This is a genomic window from Mesorhizobium australicum (assembly GCF_900177325.1).
Classification (GTDB): Bacteria; Pseudomonadota; Alphaproteobacteria; order Rhizobiales; family Rhizobiaceae; genus Mesorhizobium_A; species Mesorhizobium_A australicum_A.
Genome location: NZ_FXBL01000004.1, coordinates 2,442,939 through 2,457,843, shown reverse-complemented (window position 1 = coordinate 2,457,843; position 14,905 = coordinate 2,442,939). Strand labels below are relative to the sequence as shown.

14 protein-coding genes and 1 pseudogene are annotated in these 14,905 nt (G+C 66.1%); 10 read left to right on the top strand and 5 right to left on the bottom strand.

Annotation, left to right across the window (positions count from 1 at the left end):
- The first annotated feature begins 30 nt into the window (after positions 1-30).
- From B9Z03_RS14540 to B9Z03_RS14510, 7 genes are all read left to right on the top strand, one after another.
- A complete protein-coding gene (locus B9Z03_RS14540; protein WP_085464869.1) occupies positions 31-288 on the top strand; it encodes a type II toxin-antitoxin system Phd/YefM family antitoxin in 258 nt (85 codons plus the stop codon).
- 117 nt (positions 289-405) lie between these two features.
- Positions 406-735 (top strand): hypothetical protein, encoded by a 330-nt coding sequence (locus B9Z03_RS14535; protein WP_432417001.1) that lies wholly within the window; start codon positions 406-408, stop codon positions 733-735.
- Positions 736-742: 7 nt separating this feature from the next.
- On the top strand, positions 743-2,140 hold the full coding sequence (radA, locus tag B9Z03_RS14530) for a DNA repair protein RadA (RefSeq protein WP_085464867.1): 1,398 nt from the start codon (positions 743-745) through the stop codon (positions 2,138-2,140).
- A gap of 18 nt (positions 2,141-2,158) precedes the next feature.
- Positions 2,159-2,755 (top strand): CvpA family protein, encoded by a 597-nt coding sequence (locus B9Z03_RS14525; RefSeq protein ID WP_085464866.1) that lies wholly within the window; start codon positions 2,159-2,161, stop codon positions 2,753-2,755.
- Between the two features lie 49 nt (positions 2,756-2,804).
- Positions 2,805-4,271 carry an amidophosphoribosyltransferase gene (gene purF / locus B9Z03_RS14520; RefSeq protein ID WP_085464865.1) on the top strand — a complete coding sequence of 489 codons (1,467 nt, stop codon included), beginning with the start codon at positions 2,805-2,807 and terminating at the stop codon, positions 4,269-4,271.
- Between the two features lie 11 nt (positions 4,272-4,282).
- The gene (locus B9Z03_RS14515) at positions 4,283-5,029 is read left to right on the top strand and encodes an SDR family NAD(P)-dependent oxidoreductase (RefSeq protein ID WP_085464864.1); all 747 of its coding nucleotides are present in this window, start codon (positions 4,283-4,285) and stop codon (positions 5,027-5,029) included.
- Positions 5,030-5,103: 74 nt separating this feature from the next.
- Positions 5,104-5,337, top strand: a complete 234-nt coding sequence (locus B9Z03_RS14510; protein WP_085464863.1) for a hypothetical protein — start codon at positions 5,104-5,106, stop codon at positions 5,335-5,337.
- A gap of 3 nt (positions 5,338-5,340) precedes the next feature.
- Here the strand turns inward: B9Z03_RS14510 and B9Z03_RS14505 are convergent, their stop codons facing one another.
- Positions 5,341-6,345 (bottom strand): AraC family transcriptional regulator, encoded by a 1,005-nt coding sequence (locus tag B9Z03_RS14505; RefSeq protein ID WP_085464862.1) that lies wholly within the window; start codon positions 6,343-6,345, stop codon positions 5,341-5,343.
- 193 nt (positions 6,346-6,538) lie between these two features.
- Here B9Z03_RS14505 and B9Z03_RS14500 point away from each other — a divergent pair, with 193 nt between their 5' ends.
- Complete coding sequence (locus tag B9Z03_RS14500; RefSeq protein ID WP_085464861.1) at positions 6,539-6,991, top strand: cupin domain-containing protein; 453 nt, start codon at positions 6,539-6,541, stop codon at positions 6,989-6,991.
- A gap of 98 nt (positions 6,992-7,089) precedes the next feature.
- A complete protein-coding gene (locus B9Z03_RS14495) occupies positions 7,090-8,580 on the top strand; it encodes a flavin-containing monooxygenase (RefSeq protein ID WP_085464860.1) in 1,491 nt (496 codons plus the stop codon).
- A 34-nt stretch (positions 8,581-8,614) separates the two neighbouring features.
- Here the strand turns inward: B9Z03_RS14495 and B9Z03_RS14490 are convergent, their stop codons facing one another.
- Together B9Z03_RS14490 and B9Z03_RS14485 are read right to left on the bottom strand one after the other, a co-directional pair.
- Positions 8,615-8,959 carry a RidA family protein gene (locus tag B9Z03_RS14490; RefSeq protein ID WP_085464859.1) on the bottom strand — a complete coding sequence of 115 codons (345 nt, stop codon included), beginning with the start codon at positions 8,957-8,959 and terminating at the stop codon, positions 8,615-8,617.
- 64 nt (positions 8,960-9,023) lie between these two features.
- Positions 9,024-10,799, bottom strand: a complete 1,776-nt coding sequence (locus B9Z03_RS14485; RefSeq protein WP_085464858.1) for an SLC13 family permease — start codon at positions 10,797-10,799, stop codon at positions 9,024-9,026.
- Positions 10,800-11,106: 307 nt separating this feature from the next.
- Here B9Z03_RS14485 and B9Z03_RS14480 point away from each other — a divergent pair, with 307 nt between their 5' ends.
- Positions 11,107-13,332 (top strand): AMP-binding protein, encoded by a 2,226-nt coding sequence (locus B9Z03_RS14480; RefSeq protein ID WP_085464857.1) that lies wholly within the window; start codon positions 11,107-11,109, stop codon positions 13,330-13,332.
- On the opposite strand, the gene B9Z03_RS14475 is transcribed toward B9Z03_RS14480, so the two are convergent.
- Complete coding sequence (locus tag B9Z03_RS14475) at positions 13,329-14,174, bottom strand: CDP-alcohol phosphatidyltransferase family protein (protein WP_085467662.1); 846 nt, start codon at positions 14,172-14,174, stop codon at positions 13,329-13,331. The two genes, B9Z03_RS14480 and B9Z03_RS14475, sit on opposite strands and share 4 nt — an antisense overlap.
- Before the next feature lie 7 nt (positions 14,175-14,181).
- A pseudogene (locus B9Z03_RS14470) lies at positions 14,182-14,886 on the bottom strand (phosphatidylserine decarboxylase); the annotation flags it as partial.
- Positions 14,887-14,905: the final 19 nt, after the last annotated feature.

Below are 14,905 nucleotides of genomic sequence, written 5' to 3'. Positions count from 1 at the left end.
GATGGTGCATGAAATGCATGAGGCTTCGTGATGATCAAAGTCAGCTCAGCGGAATTCCAGCGCAACATCGGCCGCTATCAGGACATGGCGCTCAAGGAACCCATCGCCGTCACCCGCAACGGGCGCGAGCGGACCGTCATGCTCTCGATCGAGGAATATCAGCGCCTGAAGCGGCGGGACCGTCGGGTCATGGGGCTTGAGGATTTTACCGACGAGGATATCGCGGCGATCGAGCGAGCGCGCGCGCCGGAGCACACCAAGGCATTCGACCATGAGGTCGAAGATTAGCAATTGGCGCCGCTCCCGCACCCAACCGAAGGTCTGGTCATCAGGTACAGCTACTTGTGGCGGGCAGACCATCTCGCGGGCCTTGAAGAGGGATCGAAGGACAGACCTTGCGCAATCGTGCTCGCTATCGTCACGGACGATGACTCCCGACCGCTTGTGACCGTTCTGCCGATAACCCACTCACCACCCAGCCATCCGCAAGACGCGATCGAAATTCCGGCCGTGACCAAAAGACGTCTTTCCCTTGACGACCAGCGATCCTGGATCGTCCTGACAGAGGCCAACGAATTCCGCTGGCCCGGCCCCGACCTGCGCCGGACCGGAAGACCTGGCCTCGACGACTTCGCCTACGGCTATCTGCCCAATGCGCTCTACGAGCGGGTGCGGCTGGCCTTTCTTGCCGCGATTCGCCGGTCTCCGCAGCGGATGGTCCCGAGGACAGAGTAGCTGCATCATGGCCCGCGCCCGGACCCAATTCATCTGCCAGAACTGCGGCGCTGTGCACCAGCGCTGGGCGGGCAAGTGCGACGCCTGCGGCGAGTGGAACACGCTGGTCGAGGAAGGCACGGCCGGCGGCATCGGCTCTGGCCCGCAGACGCTGAAGAGTGCGCGCAAGGGGCGCGCGGTGGCGCTGACCAGCCTGTCCGGCGACATCGAGGACGCGCCGCGCATCATTTCGGGGATCGGCGAGCTGGATCGCGTGACCGGCGGCGGCTTCGTGCGCGGTTCCGCACTTCTGGTCGGCGGCGATCCGGGCATCGGCAAGTCCACCCTGCTGACGCAGGCGGCCGCCGCGCTGGCGCGGCGCGGGCACCGCGTCGTCTACGTTTCGGGCGAGGAGGCGGTGGCGCAGATCAGGCTGCGCGCCCAACGCCTGACGGTGGCCGATTCGACGGTGGAGCTCGCCGCGGAGACCAATGTCGAAGACATTCTTGCCACGCTCGCCGACGGCAAGCGGCCAGACATGGTCATCCTCGATTCGATCCAGACGCTGTGGACGGACCTCGCCGAATCGGCACCGGGCACGGTGACGCAGGTGCGCGCTTCCGCGCAGGCGATGATCCGCTATGCCAAATCGACGGGTGCCGCCATCGTGCTCGTCGGCCATGTCACCAAGGAAGGCCAGATCGCGGGCCCCCGCGTCGTCGAGCACATGGTCGACGCGGTGCTCTATTTCGAGGGCGAAGGCGGCCACCACTACCGCATCCTGCGCACGATCAAGAACCGTTTCGGCCCGACCGACGAGATCGGCGTGTTCGAGATGTCGGACAAGGGCCTGCGCGACGTGGCGAACCCGTCCGAGCTGTTCCTCGGCGAGCGCAGCGGAAAGGCGCCCGGCGCCGCCGTTTTCGCCGGGATGGAAGGCACCAGGCCCGTCCTGGTCGAGATCCAGGCGCTGGTCGCCCCCTCCCCGCTCGGCACGCCGCGCCGCTCGCTGGTCGGCTGGGACAGCGCGCGGCTGTCCATGGTGCTGGCGGTGCTGGAGGCGCATTGTGGCGTGCGCTTTGCCACGCATGACGTCTATCTCAACGTTGCGGGCGGTTACCGGATCTCGGAGCCGGCTGCCGATCTTGCTGTCGCGGCTGCATTGGTTTCGTCCCTGACCGGCCTTGCCCTTCCAGCCGATTGCGTCTATTTCGGCGAAATCAGCCTATCGGGAGCCATCAGGCCAGTGGCGCACGCGGCGCAGCGTCTCAAAGAAGCGGAAAAACTCGGGTTCCGGCAGGCGGTGATGCCCGCTTCGTCGGGCGAGCTTCCGACCGCGCTGACCATCGGTTCGACCCAGCCTGAGCACCTTGCCGACCTCGTTGCCCGGATTGCCGGATCGAAGCGCCGCCGCGACGACGACTGACACGAAACGGGAGACACGATGCCGATCACATTGCTGGACGGAATTCTCGTCGGCTTTACGCTCGTCTCGGCGATGCTGGCGATGGTCCGCGGACTGTCGCGCGAGGTCCTGTCGATCGCCTCCTGGGTCGCGGCTGCGGCTGCGGCATTCTTCTTCTACCCCATGGTGCTGCCTTATGTGACGCCCTATGTGGACCAGAAGCAGCTCGCGCTTGCCATCTCCGCAGCGATCGTCTTCTTCATCGCGCTGATCGTGGTGACGGTGATCACGATGAAGATCGCCGATTTCATCATCGACAGCCGGGTCGGGGCGCTCGACCGTACGCTCGGCTTCCTCTACGGCGCGGCGCGCGGCATTCTGGTTGTCGCCGTCGGTCTGCTGTTCTTCAACTGGCTCGTCGGCACGAACCAGCCTGGCTGGATCGCCAACGCGAAGTCTCGGCCGCTGCTGGAGACGATCGGCCAGCGGCTGCAGGCGCTGCTGCCGGACGATCCGGACAAATCGATCCTCGGCAAACTGCCGATCGGGTCGAACGACGCGCCCGCGGCAGACGACACCGCCCCCGCGACCGAGACGCCGGCGGAACCGGAGCCCGAGGGCGAAACGAGCAACTGATCATGGAACCGCGGCCTGCCGCGGTTCTTACCTTTAGGGAGCACGACATATGGCTGACGTGCATGACACGCCTTTTTCGTCGGACGGCGACGGCTTTCACGACGAGTGCGGCGTCTTCGGCATCTTCGGACGCCACGACGCGGCCGCGATCGTCACGCTCGGCCTGCACGCGCTGCAGCATCGCGGCCAGGAGGCCGCGGGCATCGTCTCCTTCGACGGCAGCCAGTTCCATGTCGAGCGCCATGTCGGCCTGATCGGCGACACCTTCACCAAGCAGGCGGTGATCGATAGCCTGAAGGGCAGCCGCGCCATCGGCCATACGCGCTATGCCACCACAGGCGGCGCGGGCGTGCGCAACATCCAGCCTTTTTTCGCCGAGCTCGCCGACGGCGGCTTCGCCGTGGCGCATAACGGCAACCTGACCAATGCGATGACCTTGCAGCGCACGCTGCAGAAGCAGGGCGCGATCTTCTCGTCCACGTCCGACACCGAGACGATCCTGCACCTCGTGGCGATGAGCAAGGAGCGCGACCTCAATGCGCGCTTCATCGACGCGGTGCGCCAGATCGAGGGCGCGTTCTCGCTGGTCGCGCTGTCGTCGAAGAAGATGATCGGCTGCCGCGACCCGCTCGGCATCCGGCCGCTGGTGCTGGGCGACCTCGACGGCGCCTGGATCCTCGCCTCCGAGACCTGCGCGCTGGACATCATCGGCGCGCGGTTCGTCCGTGACCTGAAGCCCGGCGAGATGGTGGTGATCACCTCGAAGGGCATCGAGAGCCTGTTCCCGTTCGAGCCGCAGAAGTCGCGCTTCTGCATTTTCGAATATGTCTACTTCTCGCGGCCGGACTCGTCGGTCGAGGGCCGCAACGTCTATGACGTGCGCAAGCGCATCGGTATGGAACTGGCCAAGGAAAGCCCGGTCGACGCCGACATCATCGTGCCGGTGCCGGATTCCGGCACACCGGCGGCCATCGGCTTCTCGCAGGAAGCGAAGCTGCCGTTCGAGCTCGGCATCATCCGCAACCACTATGTCGGCCGCACCTTCATCCAGCCGGGCGATTCGATCCGCCATATGGGCGTGAAGCTGAAGCACAACGCCAATCGCTCGATGATCGAGGGCAAGCGCGTGGTGCTCGTCGACGATTCGATCGTGCGCGGCACGACCTCGCAGAAGATCGTGCAGATGGTGCGTGACGCGGGCGCCAGAGAGGTGCATATGCGCATCGCCTCGCCGCCCACCCGCGCTTCCTGCTTCTACGGCGTCGACACGCCCGAGACCTCGAAGCTCCTGGCGTCGCGCATGTCGGTCAAGGAGATGGCCGACTTCATCCGCGTGGATTCGCTCGGCTTCCTGTCGATCGACGGGCTCTACCGCGCCGTCGGCGAGGCCGCGCGCGACAACGAGACGCCGCAGTTCTGCGACGCCTGCTTCACGACGCAATATCCGACCCGCCTGACGGACCACGAAGGCGCGGACAATGTCCGCCAGCTCTCGGTTCTCGCCACGCGAGCCTGACGGAAGACGACATGACCAGCATTCCCGACCTCTCAGGGCGCGTCGCGCTCGTCACCGGCGCGTCGCGCGGCATCGGCTACCATCTGGCAAAGCAACTGGCGGCGGCGGGTGCACATGTGATCGCGGTTGCTCGCACCGTCGGCGGGTTGGAAGAGCTCGACGACGAGATCAAGGCGGCGGGCGGCTCCGCGACGCTGGTGCCGCTCGACCTGACCGACATGGCCGGCATCGACCGTCTCGGCGGCTCGATCCACCAGCGCTGGGGCAAGCTCGACATTCTGGTGGCGAACGCCGGCGTGCTCGGCGTGATCGCACCGATCGGCCATGTCGAGGCAAAGGTGTTCGACAAGGTGATGGCGGTCAACGTCACCGGCACATGGCGGCTGATCCGCTCGGTCGACCCGCTGCTGCGGCTTTCGGATGCGGGCCGGGCGATCGTGATCTCGTCGGGCGCGGCGCACTCCGCCCGCGCCTTCTGGGCGCCCTATGCCGCCTCCAAGGCCGCCGTCGAGGCGCTGGCCCGCTCCTGGGCCGACGAGACGAAGAACATGGCGCTCAGGGTCAACATTGTCGATCCGGGCGCGACCCGCACCGCGATGCGGGCACAGGCGATGCCGGGGGAGAACCCGGACACCCTGCCCACTCCGGCCGACGTCGCCGCGAGCATCCTGCGCCTGGCATCCCCGTCGCTGACCGACACCGGCCGCATCTGGAACGTCCGCAAGGGCGGATGGACGGATTACCGGCAACCGGAATAGGATTTACTCCGCCCGGCTTGCGCCTTTTTTCGATCGCAGCCTGCGGCGGAATCATCGAAATTCGGAGACCCCGCATGTCCGCCGCAGCCGTCTATATCTGGTATCTGGTCGTCGCCGGCCCGGGCGGCGGCATGGCGGTGATGCCGAGCGCGTTCGAGACGCGGGACGAATGCGTGGCGGCGATCGAGGAATACAAGAAGACGCCTGTGGAGACGGGCTGGTCGCTGCAGTGCATCCCGACCGCCTCCTCCTTCATGGGCGGCGAGCCCTATGGCGACGACGCGCCGGCGCCGCCGGCAGAGGAATAGACCCTAGTCCGCCGCGCGCCGCGCCGTCTCGCGCGGCAGTTCGCCGAAGGCGCGCCGGTAATCGCCGGCGAAGCGGCCTAGGTGAGCAAAACCCCATTTCATCGCCGTCTCGGTGACGTTGGCCCGACCGCCGCTCGCCAGCAGTTCGAAGCGCACGCGTTTCAACCGCTCCCTTTGCAGAGCCTGCATCGGCGACACGCCGTAGGTCGACTTGTAGGCAAGCTGGAGGGTCCGCGCGTTGACGCCGGCCGCATCGGCGATGTCGAGCAGCGAGATCGGCATGGCGGCATGTTCGCGGATATATTCGTCGGCGCGGCGCAAATGCCTGGGCGACGGACCCTTCGCCTCACCGTCCATGAACAGCGACATGTTGTTCGGCTGTTCGCGCAGGAAAATCTCCATCAGCCGCTGCTCGTTGAAGGCCATGTGGATTTCCGCGCCGCGCGGCGCGTTGGCCAGCGCTTCCGCCGAATAGAACAGGCCGTTGGCGAAGCCTCTCCACGACTGCATCTGAGGCCGCGAGAAATCGACCAGCGGGTCGAAGATCACCGGGCCCGGCAGTTCCCGGTCGAGCACGCGCTCGGCAAAATCGAGGAACGGCGCCTTGCGGATCTGGATCAGGATCTGCGCGCAGCCCTGCCACCAGCGCATGCGCGTGGCGAGGTCGGCGTTGAGGATCGACGCCGTCGAGCGGTCGGTCAGGAACTCCTTGTGGCCGTTGCGGATCGTCGCCGAGCCGGCAACCGGCATCTGGATCAGATAGAAATCGGTGAGCTCGCCCGGATCGATCAACACGTCGGCGCCGTAGCTGATGTAGTTGAGCGAGATCATGTCGCCCGGCAGATGATGATGCGCCGCGCGGAAGAACCGCTTGTCGCCGATGATGTCGAGGCGATGGCGGCAGAACTTCTGCGCGACCCGTTCCCTGGCGCAGTCGAGATCATCCGACTGGAACAGGACGTGACTGGACAGCGGGACCGCAGGCGGAGAACCGGCTTCAGCGTGCATTCCGTTACGTTAGCATCGCTTTGCCGGTTTCCAAACGGTTTTCGCGGCCTTCGGCCGCAGCGGCAAATCGGATTCGTTTTCCGGATAGTCGGTGCGCATCGCGGATAGAGGACGCCCGGCCGCCGTGGCATTGTCGCCGGAACATGAAAGGCGTCGCCAGAACGCTTTCTGTCAAACGCAATGGGATCCGCATATGACCAAGCAACTCGACAAAGGCATCACCGCGAACGGCTCCGGCATCGCCGGGACGACGTGGAACATCCTCGGCCAGGTCTATTTCCCGAAGGCCGTGTGCGACAGCACCTTCGCCTTCGAGACCAACAGCGACCCCGGCCAGTTCGTGCCGGTGCACATCCACCCGACGCAGGACGAATTCATTCTCGTGCAGGAAGGCGAACTCGACCTGAAGCTCGACGGACAGTGGGTCAAGGCGAAGGCCGGCGACCTGGTGCGCATGCCGCGCGGCATTCCGCATGGCTATTTCAACAAGTCCGACAAGCCGACGCGCGCGCTGTTCTGGGTCTCGCCCGCCGGCATGCTGGAGGACCTGTTCAAGAAGCTCGACAATATGACGGACACCGACGAGGTGGTGAAGGTCTCGGCCGCGCATGAGGTCGACTTCCTGCCGCCCGAGGCCAACGCCTGAGCTAGCCCCACACCTATCGCGGCCGCGCGACGGCCCCGGAAGCGCAGCATCCGGCTGCGCCCGGCGGAGCCATGCCTGCCGCCCAAGGAGCAACGAACATGGTCCAGAAGAAGACGGTCTGCGTCATCGGCGCGGGCGTGAGCGGGCTCGCCGCCGCGAAGGCGTTTCGGGAACGCGGTCATAACGTGACGGTGGTCGAGCGCAGCCACGATCTCGGCGGCGTCTGGGAGCCGTCGCGCTCATATCCCGACGTGCAGACGCAGAGCCCGAAGGAGCTCTACCGCTACACGTCGAAGCCGATGCCGGACGCCTATCCAGAATGGCCCAAAGGCCCGCAGGTGCATGCCTATCTCGCTGACTACGCCAGGGAGAACGGCGTCACCGGCCTTGTCCGGTTCGACACGTCCGTCACCGGCATGGCGCGTCGCGCCGACGGCAAGCCGGGGTGGACCCTGACGCTGGCGCCCAAGGAAGGGCCGGAGACGACGGAGAGCTACGACTTCGTCGCGGTGTGTACCGGCCAGTTCAGCGACAAGAACATGCTCTCCCATCCGGGCCAGGACGGCTTCACCGCCGCCGGGGGGCAGGTGATGCACTCGTCCGACTACACCGATCCGTCGATGGTGAAGGGCAAGCGCGTCGTCGTGCTGGGCTTCTCGAAATCGGCGACCGACATCGCCGTCAACGCGGTGAAGTCGGGCGCGTCGCAGGTGACGATCGTCTATCGCGAAGCCGTGTGGCGCATCCCCTACTTCATCGGCGGCCTGATCAACTTCAAGCGCATCCTCTACATCCGTGCCCAGGAGAAAATGTTCCCGGGCTGGGGCCAGACGGCCATGGCGCGGATCAACCACGCGATCGCCAAACCTTTTGTCTGGGCGAACTGGCGAGCGCTGGAAAGCCTGCTGTCGATGCAGCTCAAGCTGAAGAAGACCGGCCTGAAGCCCAAGACGCCGATCGAGACCGGCATCAACTGTTCAGTGCCGATCGTCACGCCCGGCCTCTACGACATGGTGGCGGACGGGCGGATCAAGGCGATCCAGGGCACGTTCGACCACTACGACGGCACAACCGTCGTACTCTCGGGCGGCGAGCGGGTCGGGGCCGACATCGCGGTGCTCGCGATCGGCTGGAAGCTTGGCGTGCCGTTCCTGCCCGAGGAGTATCGCAGGAAGCTGGTGGAGCCGGACGGCCAGTACCGCCTCTACCGCATCATCGCCAATCCGGACCTGCCCGACATGGGGTTCGTCGGCTTCAACTCGTCATTCTGCACCGTGCTCTGCGCCGAGCTCGCCGCCAACTGGCTGGTGCGTTACGCCGACGGGCAGTTGGCCAAGCAGCCGACGCCCGCCGAGATGAACGACAATATCGAGATGATGCTGAACTGGAAGCGCAAGGAGCGGCCGGCGGCCGGCGTCTATGGCGGGCTCTGCGTCGCGCCCTACCATTTCAAGCACTTCGACGAGATCCTGGACGACATCGGCGCGAAGGAGCGCAAGCTCAATCCGCTGGCGGAGAACCTGTCACCGCCCAATGCCGACGCCTATGCGCGCTACCTGAAGTCGGCGCCGCAATATATGGCGGCGTGAAACGAAGGGCGGCGCGAGGCCGCCCTTCCCTCTCCTAGATCGCCGCGGAGACGATGATTTCGACGCGATGACCCGAGGTGGCGAGCGGAGCGCCGCCGGTTGCGCGCGCGGGTGTGTTGGCCTTGTCCACCCAGGCGTCCCATACGCCGTTCATCTCGGCGAAGTCGCGCATGTCGTCGAGCCAGATCTGAGCGGTCAGAAGCTTCGACTTGTCCGTACCGGCGAGTGCCAAAAGCCGGTCGATGCTCGCCAGAACCTCGGTCGTCTGCTCGGCCACGCTCTTGCCGGGAGTGCCGACCTGGCCTGCGAGATAGACCGTGTTTCCATGGACAACGGCCTGGCTCATGCGCGGCCCGGCTTCGATACGGCGAATGGTCATTTCAATCTCCATGCTTCTTGCGGTGCGCTTATCGGACAAGCCGAAAATGACCGCAAGGGGAAGTTCAATTCACAGGCCAGACCATCATGAGCAGAGGAACGGCGACCAGAACGACAATGATGGAAAGCGGCAGGCCGAGCCGGGGATAATCGGAGAATTTGTAGCCACCCGGGCCCATGACCAGCGTGTTGCACTGGTGGCCGATCGGGGTGAGGAAGTCGCATCCAGCGCCGATGGCGACCGCCATGAGGAACGCATCGGGCCGGTAGCCGAGGCCGCTTGCGAAGCCCGCGGCGATGGGCGCCATGACCAGCACCGTCGCCGCATTGTTGAGGAACGGCGTCACCGCCATGGCGGCGACAAGGATGAGGCCGAGGGCGCCCCAAGCCGGAAGCGTCTGCGCAACATCGGCCAGTCCGGCGGCTGCGAGGTCCGTGACCCCAGTGGAACGGAGCGTATCCGACACCGGGATGAGCGCGGCCAGCATGACCAGGATCGGGCCATCGATCGCGTTGTAGACTTCGCGCACCGGGATGGTCCTGAAAAGCACCATCGCAACGGCTGCGCCGAAGAAGGCGACGGGCACCGGCACGATGGAAAGCGCGGTCGCGCTCATGGCGGCGAGCAGGATGAGAAGCGGCACCAGCCCTCTCCGCACGCTGCCGAGCTTGATCGGGCGCTCGGCCAGCGGAAGGCAGCCGAGTTCGCGCAAGATCTCGGGAAGACGTTCGCGGTCTCCCTGCAGAACGACGACATCACCGACGCGGAGCATCGTTTCGCCGATCCGATCGGTGATGCGCTCGCCCATGCGGCTCAGGGCCAGAAGGTTGACGCCGAAGCGGTCGTGAAGTTCCAGCCGCTGTGCGGACAGGCCGACGAGAAACGAACTCTCGGTGACGACGGCCTCGACCGCGCCGATCTCGGCCATGCCTTTGTTACGCATTTCGCGGCGATCGCCGCTGAGCTTCAGCCTGCCTCGCGCCGTGAGCCGGTCGAGCGCCTCCGGATCGCCCTCCAGCAGCAGGATATCGCCATCCTTAAGGATCGCGTCGGGAAGCGGAGTCGTGCGCTGACCACGGCTGCGAATGATCGACGTCACCATCGCATTGCCGCCGGAGAGCTTGACGAGGTCGGCGACCGTTTTGCCCAGTACCGCTGAATCGGCGGCCACGCGGGCCTCCGAGATATAGTTCTTGATGTCGATCGCATCGTGCAGCGACGCGGTCGCGCGCGTACGGGACGGCAGCAGCCAATAGAACAGGGCAAGAAACGCCAGCCCGACCAGCGACAGCGCGGCACCCACCGGCGTGAAATCGAACATTCCGAACCCCTCGCCACCGATCTCGGCGCGCATGCGCGAGACGATGATGTTGGGGGAGGTGCCGATGAGGGTCATCAGGCCGCCGAGAAGCGAGCCGAACGCCATCGGCATGAGGAACACGGAGGGCGAGACCGATGAGCGCTTCGCGAACTGGAACGCGATCGGCATCATGATTGCCAGAGCGCCGATGTTCTTCACGAATGCGGAGAGCACCGTCACCACAGCGACAAGCAAGATCAATTGGCTGCGCACACCGACAAGATCAGGTGCGAATCGCTGGATTACCGCCTCCATGATCCCCGAGCGCGCGACAGCCGCGCTGACCAGCAAAGCGGAACCGACGATGATGACGATATCGTCGCTGAAGCCGGAAAAGGCCTTTTCATAGGGAACGATGCCGCAGGCGACCGCGGCAAGCAGCGCGCACGCGGCGACAACATCATACCGGAATCTGCCCCAGACGAAGGCTGCCATCATCAGTGTGACGACGGCGAGCGCGATAATCTGGTCCGTAGCCATGCAGATGTCCCTTGGATCGCCGAAAACGTCTCGCGCGAGACACAGTTGCACTGTGTCGGCTCTGGACCATCTGCGGCAGCTCGGTTGGCGTAGCGTATCCGGCACGCTTCCGCTACGGGTGAATGATCAACGTTTTTTGCAATGCAGCAAGAGGACCACAGACATTTTGGCGGCAGATGGCGTCGTCGCCAGGTAGACGCGGCCGGCTCCCCGGATAGGCGGATTGACGCCCGGCCCCATCGCGTTACCCTATCCCCTCACGTGCGGCATCGGCTCGCCGCGGCCAGCTTGGTGCTCGGAGAACGGCATGATCCTGACCGGAATGATCGTCGCCGCACTGGTTGCTGTCTACGTCCTCACGGCGCTCTGGCAGGGCTACCGACTTGGCGTGACCTTCCAGCAGGCCGTGCTTTACCTGCCGCTGAAGCTCGTCTTCCGTATATCCGATGGCCGGATCCGCATTGCGCGCCAGGCCGACGCGCCGGTGATCTACGCCATTTCCCATCAGTCGCGGCTCGATCCGGCGCTGATGCTGGCGCTGCTGCCCGACGATACGCTGCACATCCTGGACGAGGAATCGGCCACCTCATCGTGGCTCGAGCCGTTCCGCACACTCGCCCGCACCATCTCGTTCAACGCCTCGCACGTGTTCGTCAGCCGGCGGCTGGTGCGGCATCTCAAAGGCAAGGGACGGCTGGCGGTCTATTTCCCGCAGACGGTCGAGCCCGATCCCAAGTCGTTCCGGCTGTTTCGCGCCGTGGCGCGAATCGCCGTGACGGCGGGGGCCGACATCGTCGCGATCCATGTCGGCGGAAGCAGGCACCTGCCGATGTCGCTCGCGCCGGAAGCGGAGGCGCCGCGCCGCTGGCTGCCGAAGCTCACCATCGCTGCCCTCGAGCCGATCTCGCTCGACAGTTCCATCGTCCGGCCCGGCCGGGCGCCGACGACCTCGTCCAACGCGCTGTTCGACAGGGTCGCTGAGGCGCGTGTCGCAGCAAGCGTGCCGCGCAGCCTGTTCGCGGCGGTTTCGGGCGCGGCACGGCTATACGGTCCCGAGCGCACCGTCGTCGAGGACGGCCTCACGGGGCCGCTGAGCTATCGCGACATGCTGATCGCGGCGCGGGTGCTCGGCGCCCGATTCGCCTCTGTCAGCAGCGGCGGCGAGGCTGTGGGCCTGATGCTGCCGAACTCGGTCGGCCTGGTCACCTCGTTCGTCGGCCTGCAGTCGGCCGGCTGCGTCGCGACCATGATCAACTACACGGCAGGGCCTGCGAATGTGACCGCAGCGATCCGTTCAGGCGCGGTCCGCATCGTCGTGTCCTCGCGCGCCTTCGTCGACAAGGCGCAGCTTGCCGATATCGTCGCCGCGATCGAGGGGGCCGGGGCGCGCTTCCTGTGGCTGGAGGACGTAAGACCTTCGGTCACGGCGTTCGAGAAGGCATCGGCGGCCCTGCTGTGGCGCTGGCCGGTCACGCCGGTGAAGCCTTCGGCGCCCGGCGCCATCCTGTTCACCTCCGGCTCCGACAGCCGCCCGAAGGGCGTGGTGCTCACGCACGAGAACCTGCTTTCCAACACGGCGCAGATCGAGGCGCGCATCGTCTTCACGCCCGCCGACACGCTGCTGAACGTGCTGCCGGCCTTCCACTCTTATGGGCTGACCGGCGGGACGATCCTGCCGCTCGTCTACGGCGTGCGGCTCTACCTCTATCCGTCGCCGCTGCATTTCAAGCAGATCCCGGAGACGGCGGCGAAGGTCAAACCCACCATCACCTTTGCGACGGACACGTTCCTCTCGGCCTATGCGCGGACAGCGGACGACGGCGACTTCGCCAGCCTGCGGCTGGTGGTGGCGGGCGCGGAGCCGTTGCAGGCCGAGACGCGACGGATCTGGCGCGAGCGGTTCGGGGCCGACATCGTCGAGGGCTATGGCCTGACCGAAGCCTCGCCGGTGGTGGCGCTGAACACACGCACCCACTCGCGCCAGGGCAGCGTCGGGCGCCTGCTGCCCGGCATCCGCAGCCGGATCGAGCCGGTCGACGGCATCGAGGATGGCGGCCGGCTGTGGATCTCGGGGCCGAACGTGATGCGCGGCTATATCTCGACGCGCGGGGCGGAGAACGTCACCCCTCCCCCGGACGGCTGGCACGACACCGGCGACGTCGTCGCCTTCGACCGCGAGGGTTATCTCACGATCCGCGGCCGCGCCCGGCGCTTCGCCAAGATCGCCGGCGAGATGGTGTCCCTCGGCGCCGTGGAACTGCTGGTGCAGCGGCTGTGGCCGGAGGAGCGGCATGCGGCCGTCGCGGTGCCCGACCGCAAGCGCGGCGAGAAGGTCGTGGTGCTGACGACCAATACCGCAGCCGAGAAATCGGAATTGCGCGCCTTCGGCAAGGCTTCGGGCGTCGCCGAACTCATCGTACCGGACACGATCATCACCGTCGACGCGATCCCGCTGCTCGGCTCCGGCAAGGTCGACTACGTGACCGCGCGCCGGATCGCGATGGAGAGCCTCGGGATCGACAAGACTACCTAGGCTTCCTCAGCCGGCGCCTTGCCGGTCTTTGCGATGTCCGCCGCGCGCCTCTCCTTCTGCAGCCGCCGGGCATAGAGCTTCACGCTGAAGGGCAGGAAGAGGAGATAGGCGACGGCCGTCGCCGCCATCGTCTCCCAGGTGAAGCTCGACAGCATCAGCACGTAGAACACGGCGACCAGGATCAGCGGGAAGACGACGTCGCCGCGGACCTTGGAACCCGAGCTCTTGCCCGAGAAAACCGGCAAGGTCGAGACGAGCAGCACCGCGACGATCACGGTGTAGGCGCAGGAGAGATAGGCGACGAAAAGATTGGCCTCGAAGCCGAGGAAGCCGAGATAGACCGGCAGCATGACCAGCACCGCGCCGGCCGGGGCCGGAACGCCGGTGAAGTAGTCCGCCATCCAGGCCGGCCGGTCCGGATCGGCGATCTGGACGTTGAAGCGGGCAAGTCTGAGCCCGCAGGCGATGGCAAAGAGAAGGGCCGCCGTCCAGCCGATCGGCCCGGCACGGTCGAGAAGGTAGGCGTACAGCACGAGCGCGGGGGCCGCGCCGAAATTGACGATGTCGGCCAGCGAATCCATCTGCTCGCCGAACTTGGAGGTCGCCTTCAGCATCCGCGCAATGCGCCCGTCGATGCCGTCGAGGAAGGCGGCGAGCAGCACCATGATAACAGCGATCTCGAAGCGGCCCTCGAAGGCGAGCCTGATGCCGGACAGGCCGGCGCAGATCGCCAGGACGGTGATCAGGTTGGGCAGCATCATCCTGAGCGGGATGTCGCGGATCTTCGCGCCATGACGGGTCGGCGCGCCATGCGGGTCGAACGGGGGGAACGGCGTCTCCATCATGTCGTCACGACACCCGCACCAGCGGGAAACCCGCTTCGCCGCTGAAATCGGCGATCACGGTCTCGCCGGCGACCGAGGTCTGGCCGACCGCGACGCGCGGCCTGACACCGGTCGGAAGATAGACGTCGACGCGCGAGCCGAAGCGGATCAGGCCGAAGCGCTCGCCGACCGTGATCGGCGAGCCCTCGTCGGCCCAGCAGACGATGCGGCGGGCGACCAGGCCGGCGATCTGCACCACGCCGACGGTTCCGTGCGGCGCGTCGATGACGAGGCCGTTGCGCTCGTTCTCCTCGCTCGCCTTGTCGAGCTCGGCATTGAGGAAGCGGCCGGGACGGTGCTCGATGCGCGTGATGCGGCCGCGCACCGGCGAGCGGTTCACGTGGCAGGAGAAGACGTTCATGAAGACAGAGATGCGCAGCATCTCGTCGCCGCCGAGCCCCAGCTCGCGCGGGGGGACGGCGGGACCGACCGCCGACACGATGCCATCGGCGGGGCTGACGACCAGCGAATCATCAACCGGCGTGACGCGTTGCGGGTCGCGGAAGAAATAGGCGCACCAGCCGGTGAGGATCAGCCCGATCCAGAACAACGGCTGCCAGATCAGGCCGAGCACCAGCGTCGCGATGCCGAACGCCGCGATAAAGGGATAGCCTTCCCGGTGCACGGGCACCATGGCGCTCTTGATGCTGTCGACGAGGCTCATCGCGGCGGCCGGCTCCTGTTTGACC